This window comes from Microbulbifer taiwanensis, assembly GCF_014904815.1.
Classification (GTDB): Bacteria; Pseudomonadota; Gammaproteobacteria; order Pseudomonadales; family Cellvibrionaceae; genus Microbulbifer; species Microbulbifer taiwanensis.
In genome coordinates, this window is sequence record NZ_JACZFR010000006.1 from 104,313 (window position 1) to 119,823 (window position 15,511).

Genomic DNA, 15,511 nt, shown 5'->3' on the forward strand with positions numbered 1-15,511 from the left:
CGCGGCGTTAAGCATTCTATGGTAAAGATTGATACACAGTCAGTCGTATATTTTTCTCAGTTAGATGAGTCAAGCTTTTTCAGCTGGTCTGCGCAAATTGATTGCATTAAATGTATTGATAGAGGGATTCTTCATATTGACCCGGTTTCATTGAATGAAGAATCCTTGAGGGAAATATTGGCTTTTTTCGAAAGGTATAGGCTTCCAACGAAAGAGCTATCTTCGTTGCGTGTTTCTGAGAATGAAGAGTGGCTAATAAATCCGGATGGCTTCTGGTACCATGAGCTATTTGGCAATGCTTAACTAGGCCAGGCTGTCCGCTACGGTGCTGCGCGCCTCCGCGGGACGGCCTACGCTATACGCTTCGCGCATAAACAACGCAGGCCGCCCCAGCTGGCAACGTTAGGCTTTAAGGACGAATCAGTGGAAGTTAATCTAAGAAACGCAGTACAAACGGATGCTCAGGAAATCGCAGAAATTCACGTAAACTCGTGGAAATCTGCATTCGATGGGTTAATGCCGGAAGGCTATATTAATGGTTTTACAATGTCATCTCGCATAGAAGAGTGGCAGAGTACAATTAGAACGAATACCGAGTCAGTAGTTGTAGCTGAACGTGGAAACCAGATTGTTGGGTTTATGTCTTACTTTGTTCATCCCGAAAATACAGAAACTATAGAACTAAGCAAACTTTATTTATGTCCTAATTTTTATGGTCAAAGGTTGGGTAGTAAGTTTATAACCCATCTAGAGCGAGAGTCCCAAGCACTAGGGGTGAAAACTATTAAGTTGTATGTGCTCGACAACAACGAAGCAGCAATTCAGTTTTATTCTAAACACGGTTTCGAGTTCGCAGATGGTTTTATGTCTGAGGAGTTTGAAGGTGCAGTTATTATCGATCTGCTGATGATCAAGCGAGTTTAAGCCTAACAAGCGACTGTGGTTCAAGTGCTAGCGAAAATATCTAGTGCGCCCACTCCCGACCATCCCGTACCATGGCATTCAGAATCGTCAAAAACTTCCTTATTGCGGCTGTCAGGGCTACAACGGTATCGCCGCCGTCGACAAGAAACACCAGATCATCGTCGAAGCTCAGGCCTTTGGTGCGGGTCAGGAGCAGCATACATTAAAGGCCATGCTCGATGGCCTTCGAGGACGCTATCGCCGCACCCGGATCGATGAGGACATTCTGGTATCCGACGCTATCGTTACCGCCAATACCGGCTTCTCCAGCGACGAGAACAATGACTATATAGAGGAAGAGGGGATCAACGCCTACATTCCGGGTAACCAGTTTCGTTCCAGGGGCAAAGGCTTCAAGGGACAAAAAAACAAAAATATGGCAAGCGCCACCAGAAGGATGCCAAGGATCAGTTTAAGGAGATTCCCTCCAGTGAGTTCCAGTTGGATGCGCGCAACCCGAGTCTGCCGATACGCGCGATGGGCACAGGCGGCAGGTATCTAATGGTCGCACCGGTACCGACTGGATGAAGCGACGTGTGGGCAGTCGCCAGGACTAGGTGATTTACGGGCACCGCATGTCCGTAGTGGATCCGGTTTTCGGCAATATCGGTACCAACAAGGGCCTGAATCGCCTCTCGCTGCGTGGGCGCGACAAGGTTCAGGGCCAATGGCGGATGTTCTGTTTGGTGCAAAATATCGAAAAACTGATGAATTGCGGGGCGATCCATTGAATCCACTGGGATATCCACAAAGTCACTCGTCGAGTGTATGGAATGGGTGATAATGTAAAAGGAATATGGTTAAATCATAGTCAGTGATAATTTGAGGAATGGCTGTAGGGTGGTGTTCTCGTGAACCTGTTTTTCTGCAGTCTCGTTAGATTTCCAATATTCAAATAGTGGAGTATGCAATTGGATGCCACGTTAAAAGTTGGGAAAGAGATACTGGCCCAGCAACCTTTCAGTACATTATTGGGCGCAGAGCTTGAAAAGTTCGAAGAAGGTTATGCAGAGCTAAGTTTAGAAATTAAGGAAGATCTAAAGCAGAATAACGGTTTCGCTCATGGTGGTGTGGTTAGCTACATGGCTGATAACTGCATAACATTTGCGGGTGCGTCTGTGCTAGGTGCATGTGTAACATCAGAATACAAAATAAATTACGTCCGTCCTTCAATTGGAGATCGTTTGATCGCAAAGGCGAACGTTTTGCATGCAGGTAAACGTCAATCTACTTGTGAATGTAAGGTCTTCGTTCGGGACGGCGGTGAGGAAAAATTGGTCGCTGTTGCCCTGGGTACTATAAGCAAGATTCAAGCCTCATAATCTAACAGGCCAGGCTGTATGCTCCGGCGCCATGCGCCGCCTACGCTATGTGCTGCGCGCATAGACAGCGCAGGCCGCCCCAGCTGGAAACGTATTCGTAAAAATGGAGAAGTGATGTCGAAAGAGCTGTTTTTTCCAGTTATTGAAACCGAGCGACTAACACTTAAAGCCTTAGTAATTGGTGACTCGGATGACCTGTTGGAAATTTTTTCTGATCCTGAGGTTATGCGTTACTGGAATACTGCACCTTGGTCAACAGTTCAGGATTCCTTTGACTTCATTAAGGAGAGTAACGATTCGATGCAGCGTCGAGAGTCGCTTATTCTCGGCGTGTATCTAAATTCTACAGGTGAATTGGCTGGAAAATGTATGTTGTTTAATTACGACAAAGAGTCCAAACGTGCCGAGATCGGTTTTGGTTTGGGGCGATCTTGTTGGGGGAAGGGCTACATCAGTGAGGCAGGCGAGGCGCTAATTCAGTACGGATTCAAATCATTGGGACTTCGGCGAATTGAAGCGGAGATCGACCCAGACAACCAGTCCTCCGCGATGGCGCTAGAGAAACTTGGATTCTCCCGGGAGGGCCTGTTAAGGCAGCGTTGGGAAATTAACGGCATCGTGTCTGACTCGGCAATGTATGGGAGGCTGGTAAGTGACCATCCAGAACGGAATAACCAGGTAATTTACACGACAAACGCGTGATTGCAGCGTTATACGATTCCAGACCAAGAACTAAAATTTCAACTATGGAAAAGAGGAAATATAGGCGAGTAAGCTATAGAGAGGCTTATAGGAGGGGGCGAGAAGCTGGAAATTCATACATAATGTATAAAATTCAAAGTGCCTCTATAGCGCTAGCAATTGCTCTCCCCTTTATGTCGTTGTGGCAGCTATACAAGCAGCTAAACACTCATGAAAATTTCGGCGAAATCCACCCCGTATATTGGTTTACTATGGCTACTGCATTCGCTGCCGTTGCCTTGGGTTATCTGCTTTCTAGGTATGCAAAGAAAGCAAAAACTACAATTAAGCAGTGGATCTCAGCTTTTGCGTTCCTAGGCGTTTTTACTGTTGGGTTTTCTGGGTTTGCATTCATAGGTGCACTCCGATAATGCGCATAACCAATCAACTATGCGCCTGTGGCGCCAGGCGCGAGAAAAGCTGCGCGTCGGTTATTGGAGCGTTCATGCTGTTAAAAAACGCGAGAGATTTTTGGATGGGCAATTTTTTTTGTGCGGATAGTGCTCTGAAATACTTTCCGGTACCCAAAACAGAATCAGAATTCATGTAGGATCGTGATTTTCTGGTAAGAATGCAACCAGGAAGAAAAGGCTGGAGTTTTCTACAACTTCGTTGGGCGAAAGGGATAAACATATGTACAGCCACGTGACATTGGGTTGCTCGGATTTGGAGCAAGCGGCTACTTTCTACGACGCGGTCCTCGATGAGTTGGGCTTCGAGCGGCGACCGGTAACTCCCGACGGCGGACCGGCTTCAGCGTGCTGGGTCCTGCCGGGCAAGTCGCTACCGCGCTTCTACGTGTACATCCCATTTGACGGAAAGCCAGCCAGTGTCGGCAACGGCAGTATGGTAGCCTTCGCTGCGTCGTCTCCGGCCGCTGTAGACGCTGCATACAATGCGGCATTGGCAGCCGGCGCAAAGGACGAAGGAGAACCGGGCGAACGCAGGCACTATGGCACCGGCTACTACGGAGCGTATTTCCGTGATCCGGACGGAAACAAGGTTCACGTCGTGTATCGCGGTGACGTCGAGTGAGTGTCGTGGCTGTAGCCTGGCCGCGCCCAACAAGGCGCTCCAGCCGACGCTCGACCGCGTCGGGCCTTTGTTGCTACAAAGGCCCGCTGTCCTCAAGCGCGGCTGGGCTTTAAATTTAGGCAGCCAATTTCCTCAACCAAAAGGGTACTCCTGATTACTAGCTAGCGAGGTGTATCCTTTTGGTGGGGAAGTTCAGCGCATGTTGTTTATTCATGTACGACAAGGACTTGTAAAGTGAAGCAGGACATTGGCAATAAAACAAATACCAAGGTAGATGCATTTCTCGGCAGGGCCAAGAAGTGGCGGGGGGAGTATGAGCTGTTGAGAGATATCCTGCTCGATTCTCCGCTGTCCGAGGAATTCAAGTGGGGGAAGCCCTGTTACTCGCTCGATGGAAAAAATGTTGTCCTGATGCACGGCTTCAAGGAGTACTGTGCGCTGCTGTTTATGAAAGGCGCACTGCTAAGCGATACCGAGGGTGTCCTCGTTGCGCAAACGGAGAATGTTCAGTCGGCTCGGCAGATTCGCTTCAGAAGTGCTCGGGAAATAGAGGAGATGGAGTCCATCTTGAAGGCCTATGTCAATAATGCCATCAAGGTGGAAAAAGCCGGGTTGGAAGTGGCCTTCAAGAAGACAGAGGAATTCAACATGCCGGCGGAGTTCCAGAGCAGGCTGGATGATGACCCGGCCCTGAAAGATGCTTTTGAGGCTTTAACGCCCGGCCGCCAGAGGGGTTACCTACTCCACTTTTCCGCTGCCAAGCAATCCAGGACGCGGGAGTCCCGGATTGAAAAATGTATCCCGAAAATTCTCGACGGCGTGGGGTTGAACGACCGCTGACGAGCGCCGCGGGGGCTTCGCAAGGCGGTGCCCGCGATCAGGTCTTCTCAGTTACCGGCTTCCCCGCACTGAGATAGACATCCTCGACACCGGCGTAGCTTCTCTGCACGGCAGGCCTTTCGCCCAGGGCAGAGAACCAGCGCTGCAGGTTGGGGAAATCACGTAGATTCTGGCCGTGGGCGCTGTGCGGGACTATCCACGGGTAGCAGGCCATATCGGCGATGGAGTAATCGCCGGCGATATAGTCCCGCCCCGCCAGCCGTCGGTCCAGCACACCGTACAGCCGCGTCGTTTCCCGGCAGTAGCGCTCGATGGCAAAAGGTATTTTTTGCGTTGCATAGACGTTGAAATAGCCCATCTGGCCCGCCATGGGTCCCAGGCCGGCCATCTGCCAGAAAAGCCATTGCAGTACTTCATTGCGCCCGCGCGGATTGGCGGGAATAAATAGTCCGGTTTTTTCCGCCAGGTACTGCAGTATGGCGCCCGACTCGAACAGCGTCGCAGGCTCTCCGCCGTCGGCGGGACTGTTGTCGACGATCGCCGGAATCTTGCTGTTGGGTGAGATGGCCAGGAAACCCACCGAGAACTGCTCACCGCGGCTCAGGCTTACCGGGATGGGCCGGTAGGCGAGGCCTGTCTCTTCGAGGAAGATTTTGACCTTGAGTCCGTTTGGGGTGCCGGAGAAATAGAAGTCGATCATCGCTGATTTCCGAAAGCGGTTATTCCGTGAGATCCAGCATTTCCAGTCCCTCTTGTTCACAGTGCTGTCGGTAGAGGTCCAGCAGTGTCCCTGCGCTGTAGCGCCCACTTACTTCGCCATCTGCTCCCAGGTAGTCCACGGCGCCCATTACCACCACCAGTACCACCAGGGGCACTTCGCCGACAGCTTGCCACTTGTCGATATTGCCTGGTGGCTCGTACACATAGTCGCCGGGGCTAATGCGTTCGCCCGTGTGCAGTTCCCGTGACCCCTGCAGGTTATAGGCATGTACTTCACCGGTGTGACGGTGCCAGCCTATTTCCACGCCGGGTTCAAGGCGCAGCAGCTCCACAAAGCCGCGGTTGTCGGCCAGGAAGCGCAGTGGTTTGAAGGCCTTGCCTTCGCCGAGGGGGACCCAGGGGGCTTTGCTGCCGGCTGTATCGAGTGATGGCAGCTTTTCAATTGTGACTTCATTCATGATGTCTACCTCTATAACCAGTGTTGCATTCGTCGGGTGAGGGTTGTCTCGCTGCATTGCTCGGGCGCGACTGCTTGTGGCGGCTACCCGGAGCGGCCAGAATAGAGCCGGTAAAACCAATGCCTTCATCAGGCCTTCTCCATCGGCGAGGGACTCAGCATAGGGGGCGCGGTGGGGCGGCGGTAGATCCATTACCGGCCGCCCAATGGATCCTTTATGAAAACGACCAGCGGTATTCCATTCAGCACCATTGTCTTTCAGGAAAATAGCGATGCGCCGCGTTACCGCCAGCTGTACGCCTATATCCGCGATCTGATACTGGACGGCAGCCTGCAGGCCGGTGTGCACTTGCCCTCCTCGCGGGAACTGGCGGCGGAAATCGGTGTTGCGCGCAATACGGTAATCGCCGCCTATGAACTGTTGGCGGACGAGCAGTTTGTCGATTCGGCGGTGGGGCGCGGAACTCTTGTGCGCACACTGCCGCACCTGAAGCGGAGCTCGGCGGCGCCGGGTACCGGGAGTGCGTCCACAGAGCGGGCAGCTCCCCTGCGTATGGGCTTTGCCCTGCCGGATACCGAGCACTTCCCGTCGCCCGCCTGGGAGAGGACACTGCGCGGCGCCCAGCGGCAGGCGACTGCGGCCAGCGCCAGGCCGCCCCTGGCCGGTATCCGGCGCCTGCGCAAGCTGGTCTGTGCCTACCTGGGGGCCTACCGCGGCGTGCACTGTCGCGAGGAGCGGGTATTAATCACCAGCGGCGGCCAGCAGGGCCTCTACCTGGCCGCGCAGGTGCTGCGCCAGTTCAGCGAACAGATCTACGTGGAGGACCCTGGCTACCTGGACGCTCGCCGTGCTTTCAGTGCCTGCGGCTTCCAGCTGAGTCCGCTGCCGGTAGACGAACAGGGAGTGCGGCTCGACGGCGTCCTGCAGTCGCCTGACCCGGGCCCCCGCGCAATCTGCCTGACGCCGTCGCACCAGTTTCCCCTGGGTGCCACTTTGAGCCTGGAGCGGCGACTGCAGTTGCTGAACTGGGCAGGCGCGTGCGATGGGTGGATTGTCGAGGACGACTACGATGCGGAGTACCGCTACGACGGCGAGCCACTCACTGCGCTGGCGGGGCTGGATGGCGCCCAGCGGGTGATTTACGTGGGTACCTTTTCCAAGGTGCTGTCCCCGGAGTTGCGTGTGGGCTATGTGGTGGTACCGGAGGCACTGCTGCCGCAGTTTCGCGCTGCCAAGGCAGTGAGTGACGGTGCCGGCGCGGTGCTGATGCAGAATACGGTTGCGGATTTTATCCAGGGTGGCTATTTCCAGGCGCATCTGCGCGAGACCCGCGCCCTATACCGTCGCAAGCGCGACCGGTTTCTGCAGGTCTTGCGCGACCAGCAGTTGCCGGTCGCGGTGAAAACGCCCCCGAACGGGATGCATGTCACCCTGATGCTGGACGATTCGCAATCCGATCGCGAGGTGGCGCGACAGATGGTGGCGCGCGGATTTGAAGTGCTGGCACTGAGCAAACACTACTTGGCCGCAGGGGCATCACAGCAGGGATTGGTGGTAGGCTTTACCAGTGCACTCGGTACGGACTACGAGGATTTCGCCAGCAATCTGGCCGGGGTTCTGCACCGCGGAGAGGATACCAATCGGCACCCGGGCGCAGGGCGCCAGTGCCCTGTACAGCCCGGCCGCAACGAATTTTGACAGCAGGAGGCTAGAGGAATGGATTCTACGGAAGTGAGGCCGGTGACGGCACTGGTGGTGGGCGCGAGCGGTGCTACGGGGCAGTTGCTGGTGCGGCAGTTACTGGAGCGCGGCGCCAATGTCAGGACCATAGTGCGGTCGCCGGAGGGGCTGCCGCAGGATTTCCACAACCACGAAAGGCTCACCATTACCCAGGCGAGCCTGCTCGAGCTGAGCGACGGGGAAATGTCCGAGCAGGTACGCGACTGCGATGCCGTGGCCTCCTGCCTGGGGCACAACCTGAGTTTCAAGGGCGTATACGGCCATCCGCGCAGGCTGGTGACCGATGCCACGCGCAGGCTGTGCAATGCGGTCAGGGCGAACGGGCCGCAGGGCCCTGTCAGGTTTGTGCTGATGAATACCGCCGGCAACAGCAACAGGGATATTCCCGAGCGGGTCTCGTTTGCGCAGCGGTGCCTGGTCGGGCTGATCCGCGTCCTGCTGCCGCCCCATCCGGACAACGAGCGGGCGGCGGATTTCCTGCGCACGGAAGTCGGGCGGCGGCATGCCTGTATCGAGTGGTCAGTGGTGCGCCCGGACAGCCTGATTGACGAGGATAAGGTGAGCGAGTACGACGTCCGGACATCGCCGACCAGGAGTGCCATCTTTGATCCGGGTAAAACAAGCCGAATCAATGTGGGCCATTTTATGGCCGAGCTGATCACCAATGAGCAGCTGTGGCGCCAGTGGGAGGGCCAGATGCCGGTGCTCTACAACAGGGAGCCGCTCCGGCAAAGCAGCTAGTGGTTGCAGTGTGCAGATTGCCGCAGTTCACAGGAAAATCCCGCACGATTGGAGAGCGCTAATATATGAATCTCAACCAGGTCACCCTGCCCGTCACCGACATGGAGACGGCCACCGGTTTCTACCGTTTGATGGGCTTTGTGCAGATAGTGGATACGCCGCACTATGCCCGCTTCGAGTGCCCCGATGGCGGCGCCACTTTTTCACTGGCATTGACGGATGAGCCGTTTGTGAACGGCAGCGTGATCTATTTTGAGCACACAGAGCTCGACGAACTGGTGGCGGAATTGAAAGCAAAGGGTCTCGAGTTTGAGCAGGAGCCGACGGCTATGCGCTACCTGTGGCGCGAAGCCGTGCTGCGCGATCCGTCCGGGAACAAGATCAAACTCTACTGGGCCGGCGAAAACCGCCTGAACCCGCCCTGGCGCGTGGAGCGCCGGGGCTAGCCGTTGATTCCATTGATCCTGCGATTCTTTGCAGGCACAGACGGAAACCTGCCCGTTACAAAACCAGAATATCGGCCCGGTAGTTCGGGGCATATCTATTTGGGGGATTTGCTTTTATTCTTCGGAACCTTGCCCTCCCGCGCTTCGGCCCTGTTCAGGGCGTGATACTTCTTCCTGATACTCTCGATATCCACGGTGGGTGCCGGAAACGCCATATTCAGGGACTCCAGGGCGCGGGTCACTATGTGTGATATGGCCAGGTTGCGGAACCACTTGTGGTTAGCCGGAATCACGAACCAGGGCGCATGGTCGGTGCTGCATTTTTCCAGGGCGTCCTCGAAGGCTGCCGTGTATTCATCCCAGTAGCTGGCCTCGCGGTAGTCGCTCTCGCTGATTTTCCAGTGGCGCGCCGGGTCATCGATGCGCTGTTTGAAGCGCGACAACTGCTCTTCCGGGTCTATATGCAGGTAGAATTTGAGCACCAGCGTGTCGTTGTCGGTGAGCAGCTTCTCGAAGTGGTTGATATGCTCGTAGCGTTTGGACCACACCTTCCTGGGGACCATTTTGTGGACCCGCTGTACCAGCACGTCCTCATAGTGGGAGCGATTGAATATCGCCACATGCCCGCGCCGCGGCACCGCCTTGTGGCAGCGCCACAGGAAATCGTGATCCGCTTCCTCCGCGGACGGCTGCTTGAAACCGGTTACCGTGCATCCCTGTGGATTCATGGCGCCGAGTACGTGATTGATGGTACCGTCCTTGCCGGCAGCGTCGCGTCCCTGCAGGCAGATCAGCAGCGAATGTTTCTGTTCGGCGTACATCAGGTACTGCAGGTCGCGAATCTTGCGGTCGTACTGCTGGATTTCCGGCAGCGCCGACTTGTGATTCTCGTGCTCTCCCTTGAAGGAAGTATCGATTTTCGACAGCTGCACTCTGCTGCCCGGCTTAACCCGAAACTGTTTAAAGTAATTCATGGCTTGGTACCGTTTGAGTAGGCGGACTCGCGCAGATAGTGGTTGAGCGCGCGCTTCACCAGGTCGAGTACAAACATCCAGGCAATCATATACAGCCACACCAGGCCGATGACGGCCCAGGGAATCGCGGGCACCAGCCAGCCGAAGCCGCACATCAGCACGGTGAGTATCTGGGTGCCGACGATGGCGGCGAAGAGTCGCGACGCCGGCCATGGCCTGGAGAAGAAAAAGCCGCGGGCGCGTACCACGAACAGCAGCAGGTGGCCGCCGGCCACTATCTGCAGGAACACCACGGTCTGGATCTGCTCTTTGGAGAGCTCGATCCAGGATTGCCAGTGCTCGTTGCCCAGCCACTCCATGCCAATCAGCAGCACACCCAGTGTCTGCGCGATTGAAAACAGTCCGATTACGCTGGAGCCGAGCAGCAGGTGACGCATCTGCCAGTGCACCGGTTTGGCGGGCACCAGGGTATTGTCGTAGGCGATGGTCATGATGGGCACATCGTCCAGCAGTGCCACCAGCACTATCATGATCGGCGTCAGTGGAGAGAAGCCGAAAAATACCGTGGCGAAGACCACCACCACCATGATGTCCAGGGTCATGGATACGCGGAAGAGCACGTAATTGATGATGCGTTCGAAAATCTTGCGCGCCTCGTCGATGGCGTCGACGACGGTGGACAGGCCCGGAGCGGTCAGGATGATGGCCGCGGCTGCGCGCGCCGCGTCGGTGGCGCCGCTCACGGCGATACCGCAATCGGCCTGCTTCAGCGCCGGCGCGTCGTTGACACCGTCGCCGGTCATGGCGACCTGGTGTCCGCGACCCTGCAGCGCCTTGACGATGGCGTATTTGTGCTCCGGAAATACCCGCCCGAATCCATCTGCCGTCTCCACACAGTCGACGATTCTGTTCGGCAGGTGATCCATATCCACGTCTTTCGTGAATACGTCGCCGGCGGTGAGGATGTTCGGCCCTATGCCCACCTGCGCGGCAATCTCCTTGCCAATGGCGACATCGTCGCCGGTAATCATCTTCACCCGCAGCCCGTGGTCGCGGGCGCGGGTGATGGTCTCGCGGGAGTCATCCCTGGGAGGATCTTCCAGGGACAGTATGCCGAGGAAGGTCCAGCTCTGGCCGTCATCGGAGCGGGCCACACCGAGTGAGCGCAGTCCGCGCGACGCCAGGTCACTGACGCAGCCATCCGCTTTTTTTGCCGCGTCACCGGAGAGTTTGCACAGGGCGGCGATCGCCTGGGGCGCGCCCTTGGAAAAGTACAGTGTTTTGCCACCAGTATCGGTGACCTGGGCCTGGGTGCGTTTGCTCACCGGGTCAAAGGGAGTGAATTTGCCGACCTTGTAACTATCGAGGATTTTCTTGTCCGCCAATCCGGCGAAAATGGCTTTGTCGATGGGATCGTCAGAGCCCGCCTCTGAGGCCAGGGCGGCCGCCAGTATCAGGGTGTCGGTGTCTTTAGCCTGGAACAGCTGCGGGTCGTGCAGGGTGAGCTGGTTCTTGGTCAGGGTGCCCGTCTTGTCGGAACAGAGCGTGTCGACACCGGCCAGTTCCTCGATGGATTCCAGGCGCGAGACGATGGCCTTTTTGCGCGACAGCGTCAGCGCCCCCAGGGCATTGGTGACGGTCATGACCGAGGGCATGGCAACGGGAATGGAGGCGATCAGCAGCACCAGTACCAGGCGCAATATGTCCAGCACATCGGACCAGTGCCAATCCCTGGCGACAACTATGTCCCGGTAGAGTTCGCTGCCGACCAGCAGCAGCGCCAGCAGCAGGCACAGGGCGATAAGGAAATCGCCGATCTGTGTTACCGCCTTCTGCGAGTGCGAGGGCCCCTGCCCGGCGCCGGCCACCAGTTTGGCCGTGCGGCCGAAGAAGGTATTCCTGCCGGTGCCGATCACCACGGCGGTCATCTCGCCGCGCTTGGCGATGCTGCCGGAATAGCCGAGGTCGCCGGCTTTCTTGCTCACCGGCAGCGACTCGCCGGTGAGCGCCGCCTGGTCGATGCTGATGGAATCGCCACCGACAAAGCGCACGTCGGCGGGCACCACCTGGCCCAGTTTGATACGCACTATATCGCCGGGTACCACGTCGGCGGCATCGATGGTGGTGAAGTCGCCGTCGCGCAGCACCTCGGCCTTGGGCGCCATGCCGGCCTTGAGCGCCGCCAGCGCATTGGACGCCTTGCGCTCCTGCCAGAAACCGGCGACCGCGTTGTACAGTAGCAGCAGTGAGATGATGACGAAGTCCGACCAGTGGCCGATCAGCGCGGACAGCAGCGCCGCGGCCTCGATCATCCAGGGAATGGGACCCCAGAAAAAGCGCAGGAATTTGCGCAGGGCGCTCTCTTCTTTTTCGAGAATGGCGTTGCGGCCGTACTGTTGCAATCGCGCCGCTGCTTCGGTTTTGCTCAGCCCCTTTGCGGAGCTTTTCAGGTCGGTGTAGACGGTATCCAGGTCCGCCTTTTCCAGGTCGGCCCCGGTTGGTTTCTTCCCGGCGGAATCGGCCGGTTGCCGTTTCGAGTTTTGCACGCGATACCCTTCACCGTTTCCTTGTGCTCGCCGCTGGTGCGGCGCCCTGATTGCCCTTTTTACAATCTAGCAGCCCGCAGGCCTGGCACGCGGCATTCGGCGCCTTGCCGACCTGCGGAGGGCGGGTTTTCGGCACACAGGATATTCGGACTCTTCTCAGGCTGTATGCCGGATTTCGCCAAATAATAGGTTGACCTCGGGGGACAGATCGGGGAAATATTTTCCGAGTATGCCTGATAACCCAGAAGTGGAACCTTCCCGGCGGCAGGGCATTGCATTGGAATTAATAAGGCATCTCGATAACGGTGAGCCAGTGATAATGGAAAACAAGGAGAAAGTTGTGGCCGATATCCCGTTGAAGTGCGACTGCGGCGAAGTGCAGGGCGTCGCAAGAGAGGTGACCCCGGGTTCCGGCAACCGGGTCATTTGCTACTGCGACGACTGCCAGGCCTTCGCCATTTACCTGGGGCGCGCAGACGATGTGCTGGATGAGCACGGCGGCACGGATATTTTCCAGCTGACGCCCTCCCAGATCGGCATCACCGAGGGGCAAGAGAGGATCCGCTGTATGCGCCTGAGCGACAAGGGCATGTACCGCTGGTACACGGAATGCTGCAAGACGCCGATTGGCAATACCCTGTCCGCAGCCGGGCCCTTCGTCGGCATGATTCACAGCTTTATGGATGACAGGGAGAGCCGAGACAGGGATCTGGGAGCGGTGCGTGGCTATGTAGGCACCAAGTTTTCCACTGGGGCGCTTTCGGAGAAGATAAGAAAGCGCGGCTTCCCGTTAACAGAAGTGATCAGGACTGTTTACAAGCTGGTACTATGGAAAATCGGGGGAAAGAATCGACCCTCGCCCTTTTTTCGAGCGGATGGCACTCCGGTATCCGAACCTTATGTGTTGCATTCCCGCGTCGGAGTGGATAATCGACGCTGACCTGGCCGCTCTCCCGGATAGGGCGGGCATAAACGGAAATTTTGGAGTAGAGCGATGAATTTTGAGCGGGTCACCCTGGAAGGCCGGCATGTACGCCTGGAGCCCTTGACTCGGGAACACGGGGAGGGATTGGCAGAAGCCATAGAGGACGGCGAGCTGTGGAAGTTGTTCTTTACCATAGTGCCGCCGGTGGAGAGGCTGGATGAGTTCCTCGGGGACGCGGAAGCGGACTGGGAGCGGGGCGACGGTCTGGCATTTGCAACGATAGACAAGGCAAGCGGCCGCGTCGCCGGGTCCACCCGCTTTATGCGTGCCAGCCTGCCGGACCGGCGGGTGGAAATCGGTTTCACCTTCCTGGGCAAATCCTTTCAGCGCAGCCGCGTCAATACCGAGGCCAAATTGCTGATGCTGACCCACGCCTTTGAAAACCACGGCCTCAATCGGGTGGAGTTCCTGACCGACTACCTCAACCAGACCTCTCGCAATGCGATACTAAGGCTGGGGGCTAAACAGGAGGGCATATTGCGCAGCCACAAGGTGATGCCGGACGGGCGAGTCAGGGATTCGGTGATTTTCAGCATCACCAATTACGACTGGCCCGGTGTCAAGCTGCACTTGCAGTACAAGTTGGGGGCAAATTAGCTGGCTGTTGAAAAACAGCCTGCCAGACCAGACCAGGGCAGGGACGGACCGGCCGAAAATCAAGCGCGTAAGTGCTCGATTTGCCGTGGACGGATTGCGGGCATGCGCCGCAAACCCGGGTAAAAAAAGCCGGGGTGGCTTTTTTCAAGAACCTTTTAGAGACTGTTCCCCGGCAGCTGCCGGGGAACAGGTGATCAGGGCACATTTACAGCGTCAGGAGTTTGCGCGGAGAGAAGTCGGTAAGAATCAGCTTGCGGTCTTCGATGCCGTTGACAAATCTCCCGTGCTTACTGCCGGTGATTTTCTTGATGTCTTTCCATTCCTGGTCTGCCATAAACTTCTCCCACTGCGCCTTCATGGTCTGTTCATTGGGCCACGTCAGTAGATAGACAAACTCCACTCTGTCCTCCTGTTCGCTCTCCCAGGTGGAGACGATATTGAAGTCGTAACGCTCCATGATGCGCATGGCGTGCTTGTGAAAGCGATCGTGAAAGACACCGGTATTGTCTTTGTATAATTCATAAATGCGCAGTTGGTGTACCACCGACGGTTCTGCCCGTATGTCGGCGGCGACGGCGAGGGGGGACAACAGCCCGGTTGCCAATATGACCGATGCCAAGCGCACATGGAGTGGGAGACGTTGCACGAGGGTTGATATGAACATATGGATTTCCTCTTGATGCAGTCAGCAAGACCGTCCCGCTAAAAATGGCGATACGGCAACCGGGATATCAGACCAACAGTGTGGTTTCGGCTCTATTGCCGTTGCCGGCTGCAAACATATTCAAGGGCGAGAAACTCGCCGCCGTTTCTTGTGAATGTCCGCTTCGAGCCTTTTTTCTGTCATCGTTTGTGTGTGGTGCGCGGCTGTCTATCGAGAAGTATTCATACTGTTGATTGACCGTGTTGCAATTGAAAAAGGCAGTCCTGTTGAAGGGCTGACCTTCGGTGCCGGGTTCCGAAAGCATCCGGTGCGCTTGGCACCGGAACGGATAGTCAGCTTATCTGATATCTATGCAATCTGTTTCCGCAGAGTATCTCAGTGGAGATTCTGTTTACCGCATTGCGGCCGATATTCCGGAACAGGTTATCTCTAATTCGGCGCGGACACCGGCGAGAAAAACCGCGAGTCCATCTCCTCCGCCAGCAAGGCCTTCGAACTGCCGAGGAAATCCCGCAGATAGGGTGTCTCGAAGTGCAGGTCCAGGTCGCGCCGGGAGCGCCAGTTTTCGTACAGCATCCACAGCGCCGGGTCGTCGTTGGATCGGTGCAGCTGGTAATCGATGCAGCCGGGTTCCTCCCGGGTCGGGGCCACCAGCGCCCGCAGGCGCCGCCCGAGCTCTTCCTCCATGCCCGTCTTGGCGCGGATAAAGGCCACCAGGGTCAATACTTTTTCCATGGTT

At 56.6% G+C, this 15,511-nt stretch carries 19 protein-coding genes; 13 read left to right on the forward strand and 6 right to left on the reverse strand.

Features of this window, described 5'->3' with window-relative positions; genetic code table 11:
- Positions 1–423: 423 nt before the first annotated feature.
- From IG627_RS01285 to IG627_RS21150, 8 genes are all read left to right on the forward strand, one after another.
- On the forward strand, positions 424–924 hold the full coding sequence (locus IG627_RS01285; protein ID WP_193189318.1) for a GNAT family N-acetyltransferase: 501 nt from the start codon (positions 424–426) through the stop codon (positions 922–924).
- 43 nt (positions 925–967) lie between these two features.
- Positions 968–1,465: a hypothetical protein gene (locus IG627_RS01290; protein ID WP_193189319.1), complete on the forward strand. Its 498-nt coding sequence runs from the start codon at positions 968–970 to the stop codon at positions 1,463–1,465.
- Positions 1,466–1,538: 73 nt separating this feature from the next.
- Positions 1,539–1,694 carry a transposase gene (locus tag IG627_RS01295; RefSeq protein ID WP_226864586.1) on the forward strand — a complete coding sequence of 52 codons (156 nt, stop codon included), beginning with the start codon at positions 1,539–1,541 and terminating at the stop codon, positions 1,692–1,694.
- A gap of 174 nt (positions 1,695–1,868) precedes the next feature.
- Positions 1,869–2,285, forward strand: a complete 417-nt coding sequence (locus tag IG627_RS01300; RefSeq protein WP_193189321.1) for a PaaI family thioesterase — start codon at positions 1,869–1,871, stop codon at positions 2,283–2,285.
- 114 nt (positions 2,286–2,399) lie between these two features.
- The gene (locus tag IG627_RS01305) at positions 2,400–2,987 is read left to right on the forward strand and encodes a GNAT family N-acetyltransferase (protein WP_193189322.1); all 588 of its coding nucleotides are present in this window, start codon (positions 2,400–2,402) and stop codon (positions 2,985–2,987) included.
- Positions 2,988–3,031: 44 nt separating this feature from the next.
- Complete coding sequence (locus IG627_RS01310; RefSeq protein WP_226864587.1) at positions 3,032–3,397, forward strand: hypothetical protein; 366 nt, start codon at positions 3,032–3,034, stop codon at positions 3,395–3,397.
- 262 nt (positions 3,398–3,659) lie between these two features.
- The gene (locus tag IG627_RS01315) at positions 3,660–4,061 is read left to right on the forward strand and encodes a VOC family protein (RefSeq protein WP_193189324.1); all 402 of its coding nucleotides are present in this window, start codon (positions 3,660–3,662) and stop codon (positions 4,059–4,061) included.
- A gap of 234 nt (positions 4,062–4,295) precedes the next feature.
- On the forward strand, positions 4,296–4,901 hold the full coding sequence (locus IG627_RS21150; protein WP_319024462.1) for a YdeI/OmpD-associated family protein: 606 nt from the start codon (positions 4,296–4,298) through the stop codon (positions 4,899–4,901).
- A gap of 37 nt (positions 4,902–4,938) precedes the next feature.
- On the opposite strand, the gene IG627_RS01325 is transcribed toward IG627_RS21150, so the two are convergent.
- Together IG627_RS01325 and IG627_RS01330 are read right to left on the reverse strand one after the other, a co-directional pair.
- On the reverse strand, positions 4,939–5,601 hold the full coding sequence (locus tag IG627_RS01325; protein WP_193189325.1) for a glutathione S-transferase N-terminal domain-containing protein: 663 nt from the start codon (positions 5,599–5,601) through the stop codon (positions 4,939–4,941).
- A gap of 19 nt (positions 5,602–5,620) precedes the next feature.
- Positions 5,621–6,079, reverse strand: coding sequence for a cupin domain-containing protein (locus IG627_RS01330; protein WP_193189326.1), 459 nt, complete (start codon positions 6,077–6,079; stop codon positions 5,621–5,623).
- 216 nt (positions 6,080–6,295) lie between these two features.
- Here IG627_RS01330 and pdxR point away from each other — a divergent pair, with 216 nt between their 5' ends.
- The 3 genes from pdxR (at position 6,296) to IG627_RS01345 (ending at position 9,006) form a co-directional block, all read left to right on the forward strand.
- A complete protein-coding gene (gene pdxR / locus IG627_RS01335) occupies positions 6,296–7,777 on the forward strand; it encodes a MocR-like pyridoxine biosynthesis transcription factor PdxR (protein WP_193189327.1) in 1,482 nt (493 codons plus the stop codon).
- Between the two features lie 18 nt (positions 7,778–7,795).
- Positions 7,796–8,560, forward strand: coding sequence for an NAD(P)-dependent oxidoreductase (locus tag IG627_RS01340; protein ID WP_226864588.1), 765 nt, complete (start codon positions 7,796–7,798; stop codon positions 8,558–8,560).
- A gap of 65 nt (positions 8,561–8,625) precedes the next feature.
- Positions 8,626–9,006, forward strand: coding sequence for a VOC family protein (locus IG627_RS01345; protein WP_193189328.1), 381 nt, complete (start codon positions 8,626–8,628; stop codon positions 9,004–9,006).
- Positions 9,007–9,101: 95 nt separating this feature from the next.
- On the opposite strand, the gene IG627_RS01350 is transcribed toward IG627_RS01345, so the two are convergent.
- Complete coding sequence (locus IG627_RS01350; protein WP_193189329.1) at positions 9,102–9,980, reverse strand: polyphosphate kinase 2 family protein; 879 nt, start codon at positions 9,978–9,980, stop codon at positions 9,102–9,104.
- On the reverse strand, positions 9,977–12,526 hold the full coding sequence (locus tag IG627_RS01355) for a plasma-membrane proton-efflux P-type ATPase (RefSeq protein WP_193189330.1): 2,550 nt from the start codon (positions 12,524–12,526) through the stop codon (positions 9,977–9,979). The genes IG627_RS01350 and IG627_RS01355 overlap by 4 nt, the downstream gene beginning before the upstream one ends.
- Before the next feature lie 340 nt (positions 12,527–12,866).
- Here IG627_RS01355 and IG627_RS01360 point away from each other — a divergent pair, with 340 nt between their 5' ends.
- Together IG627_RS01360 and IG627_RS01365 are read left to right on the forward strand one after the other, a co-directional pair.
- Positions 12,867–13,466, forward strand: coding sequence for a DUF6151 family protein (locus IG627_RS01360; RefSeq protein ID WP_193189331.1), 600 nt, complete (start codon positions 12,867–12,869; stop codon positions 13,464–13,466).
- Positions 13,467–13,520: 54 nt separating this feature from the next.
- Entirely contained in the window at positions 13,521–14,108 is a 588-nt protein-coding gene (locus tag IG627_RS01365; protein ID WP_193189332.1) for a GNAT family N-acetyltransferase, read from the forward strand.
- A 205-nt stretch (positions 14,109–14,313) separates the two neighbouring features.
- On the opposite strand, the gene IG627_RS01370 is transcribed toward IG627_RS01365, so the two are convergent.
- Together IG627_RS01370 and IG627_RS01375 are read right to left on the reverse strand one after the other, a co-directional pair.
- A complete protein-coding gene (locus IG627_RS01370) occupies positions 14,314–14,697 on the reverse strand; it encodes an NIPSNAP family protein (protein WP_226864589.1) in 384 nt (127 codons plus the stop codon).
- A gap of 504 nt (positions 14,698–15,201) precedes the next feature.
- Positions 15,202–15,507 (reverse strand): putative quinol monooxygenase, encoded by a 306-nt coding sequence (locus tag IG627_RS01375; protein ID WP_193189334.1) that lies wholly within the window; start codon positions 15,505–15,507, stop codon positions 15,202–15,204.
- Between the last annotated feature and the right edge of the window lie 4 nt (positions 15,508–15,511).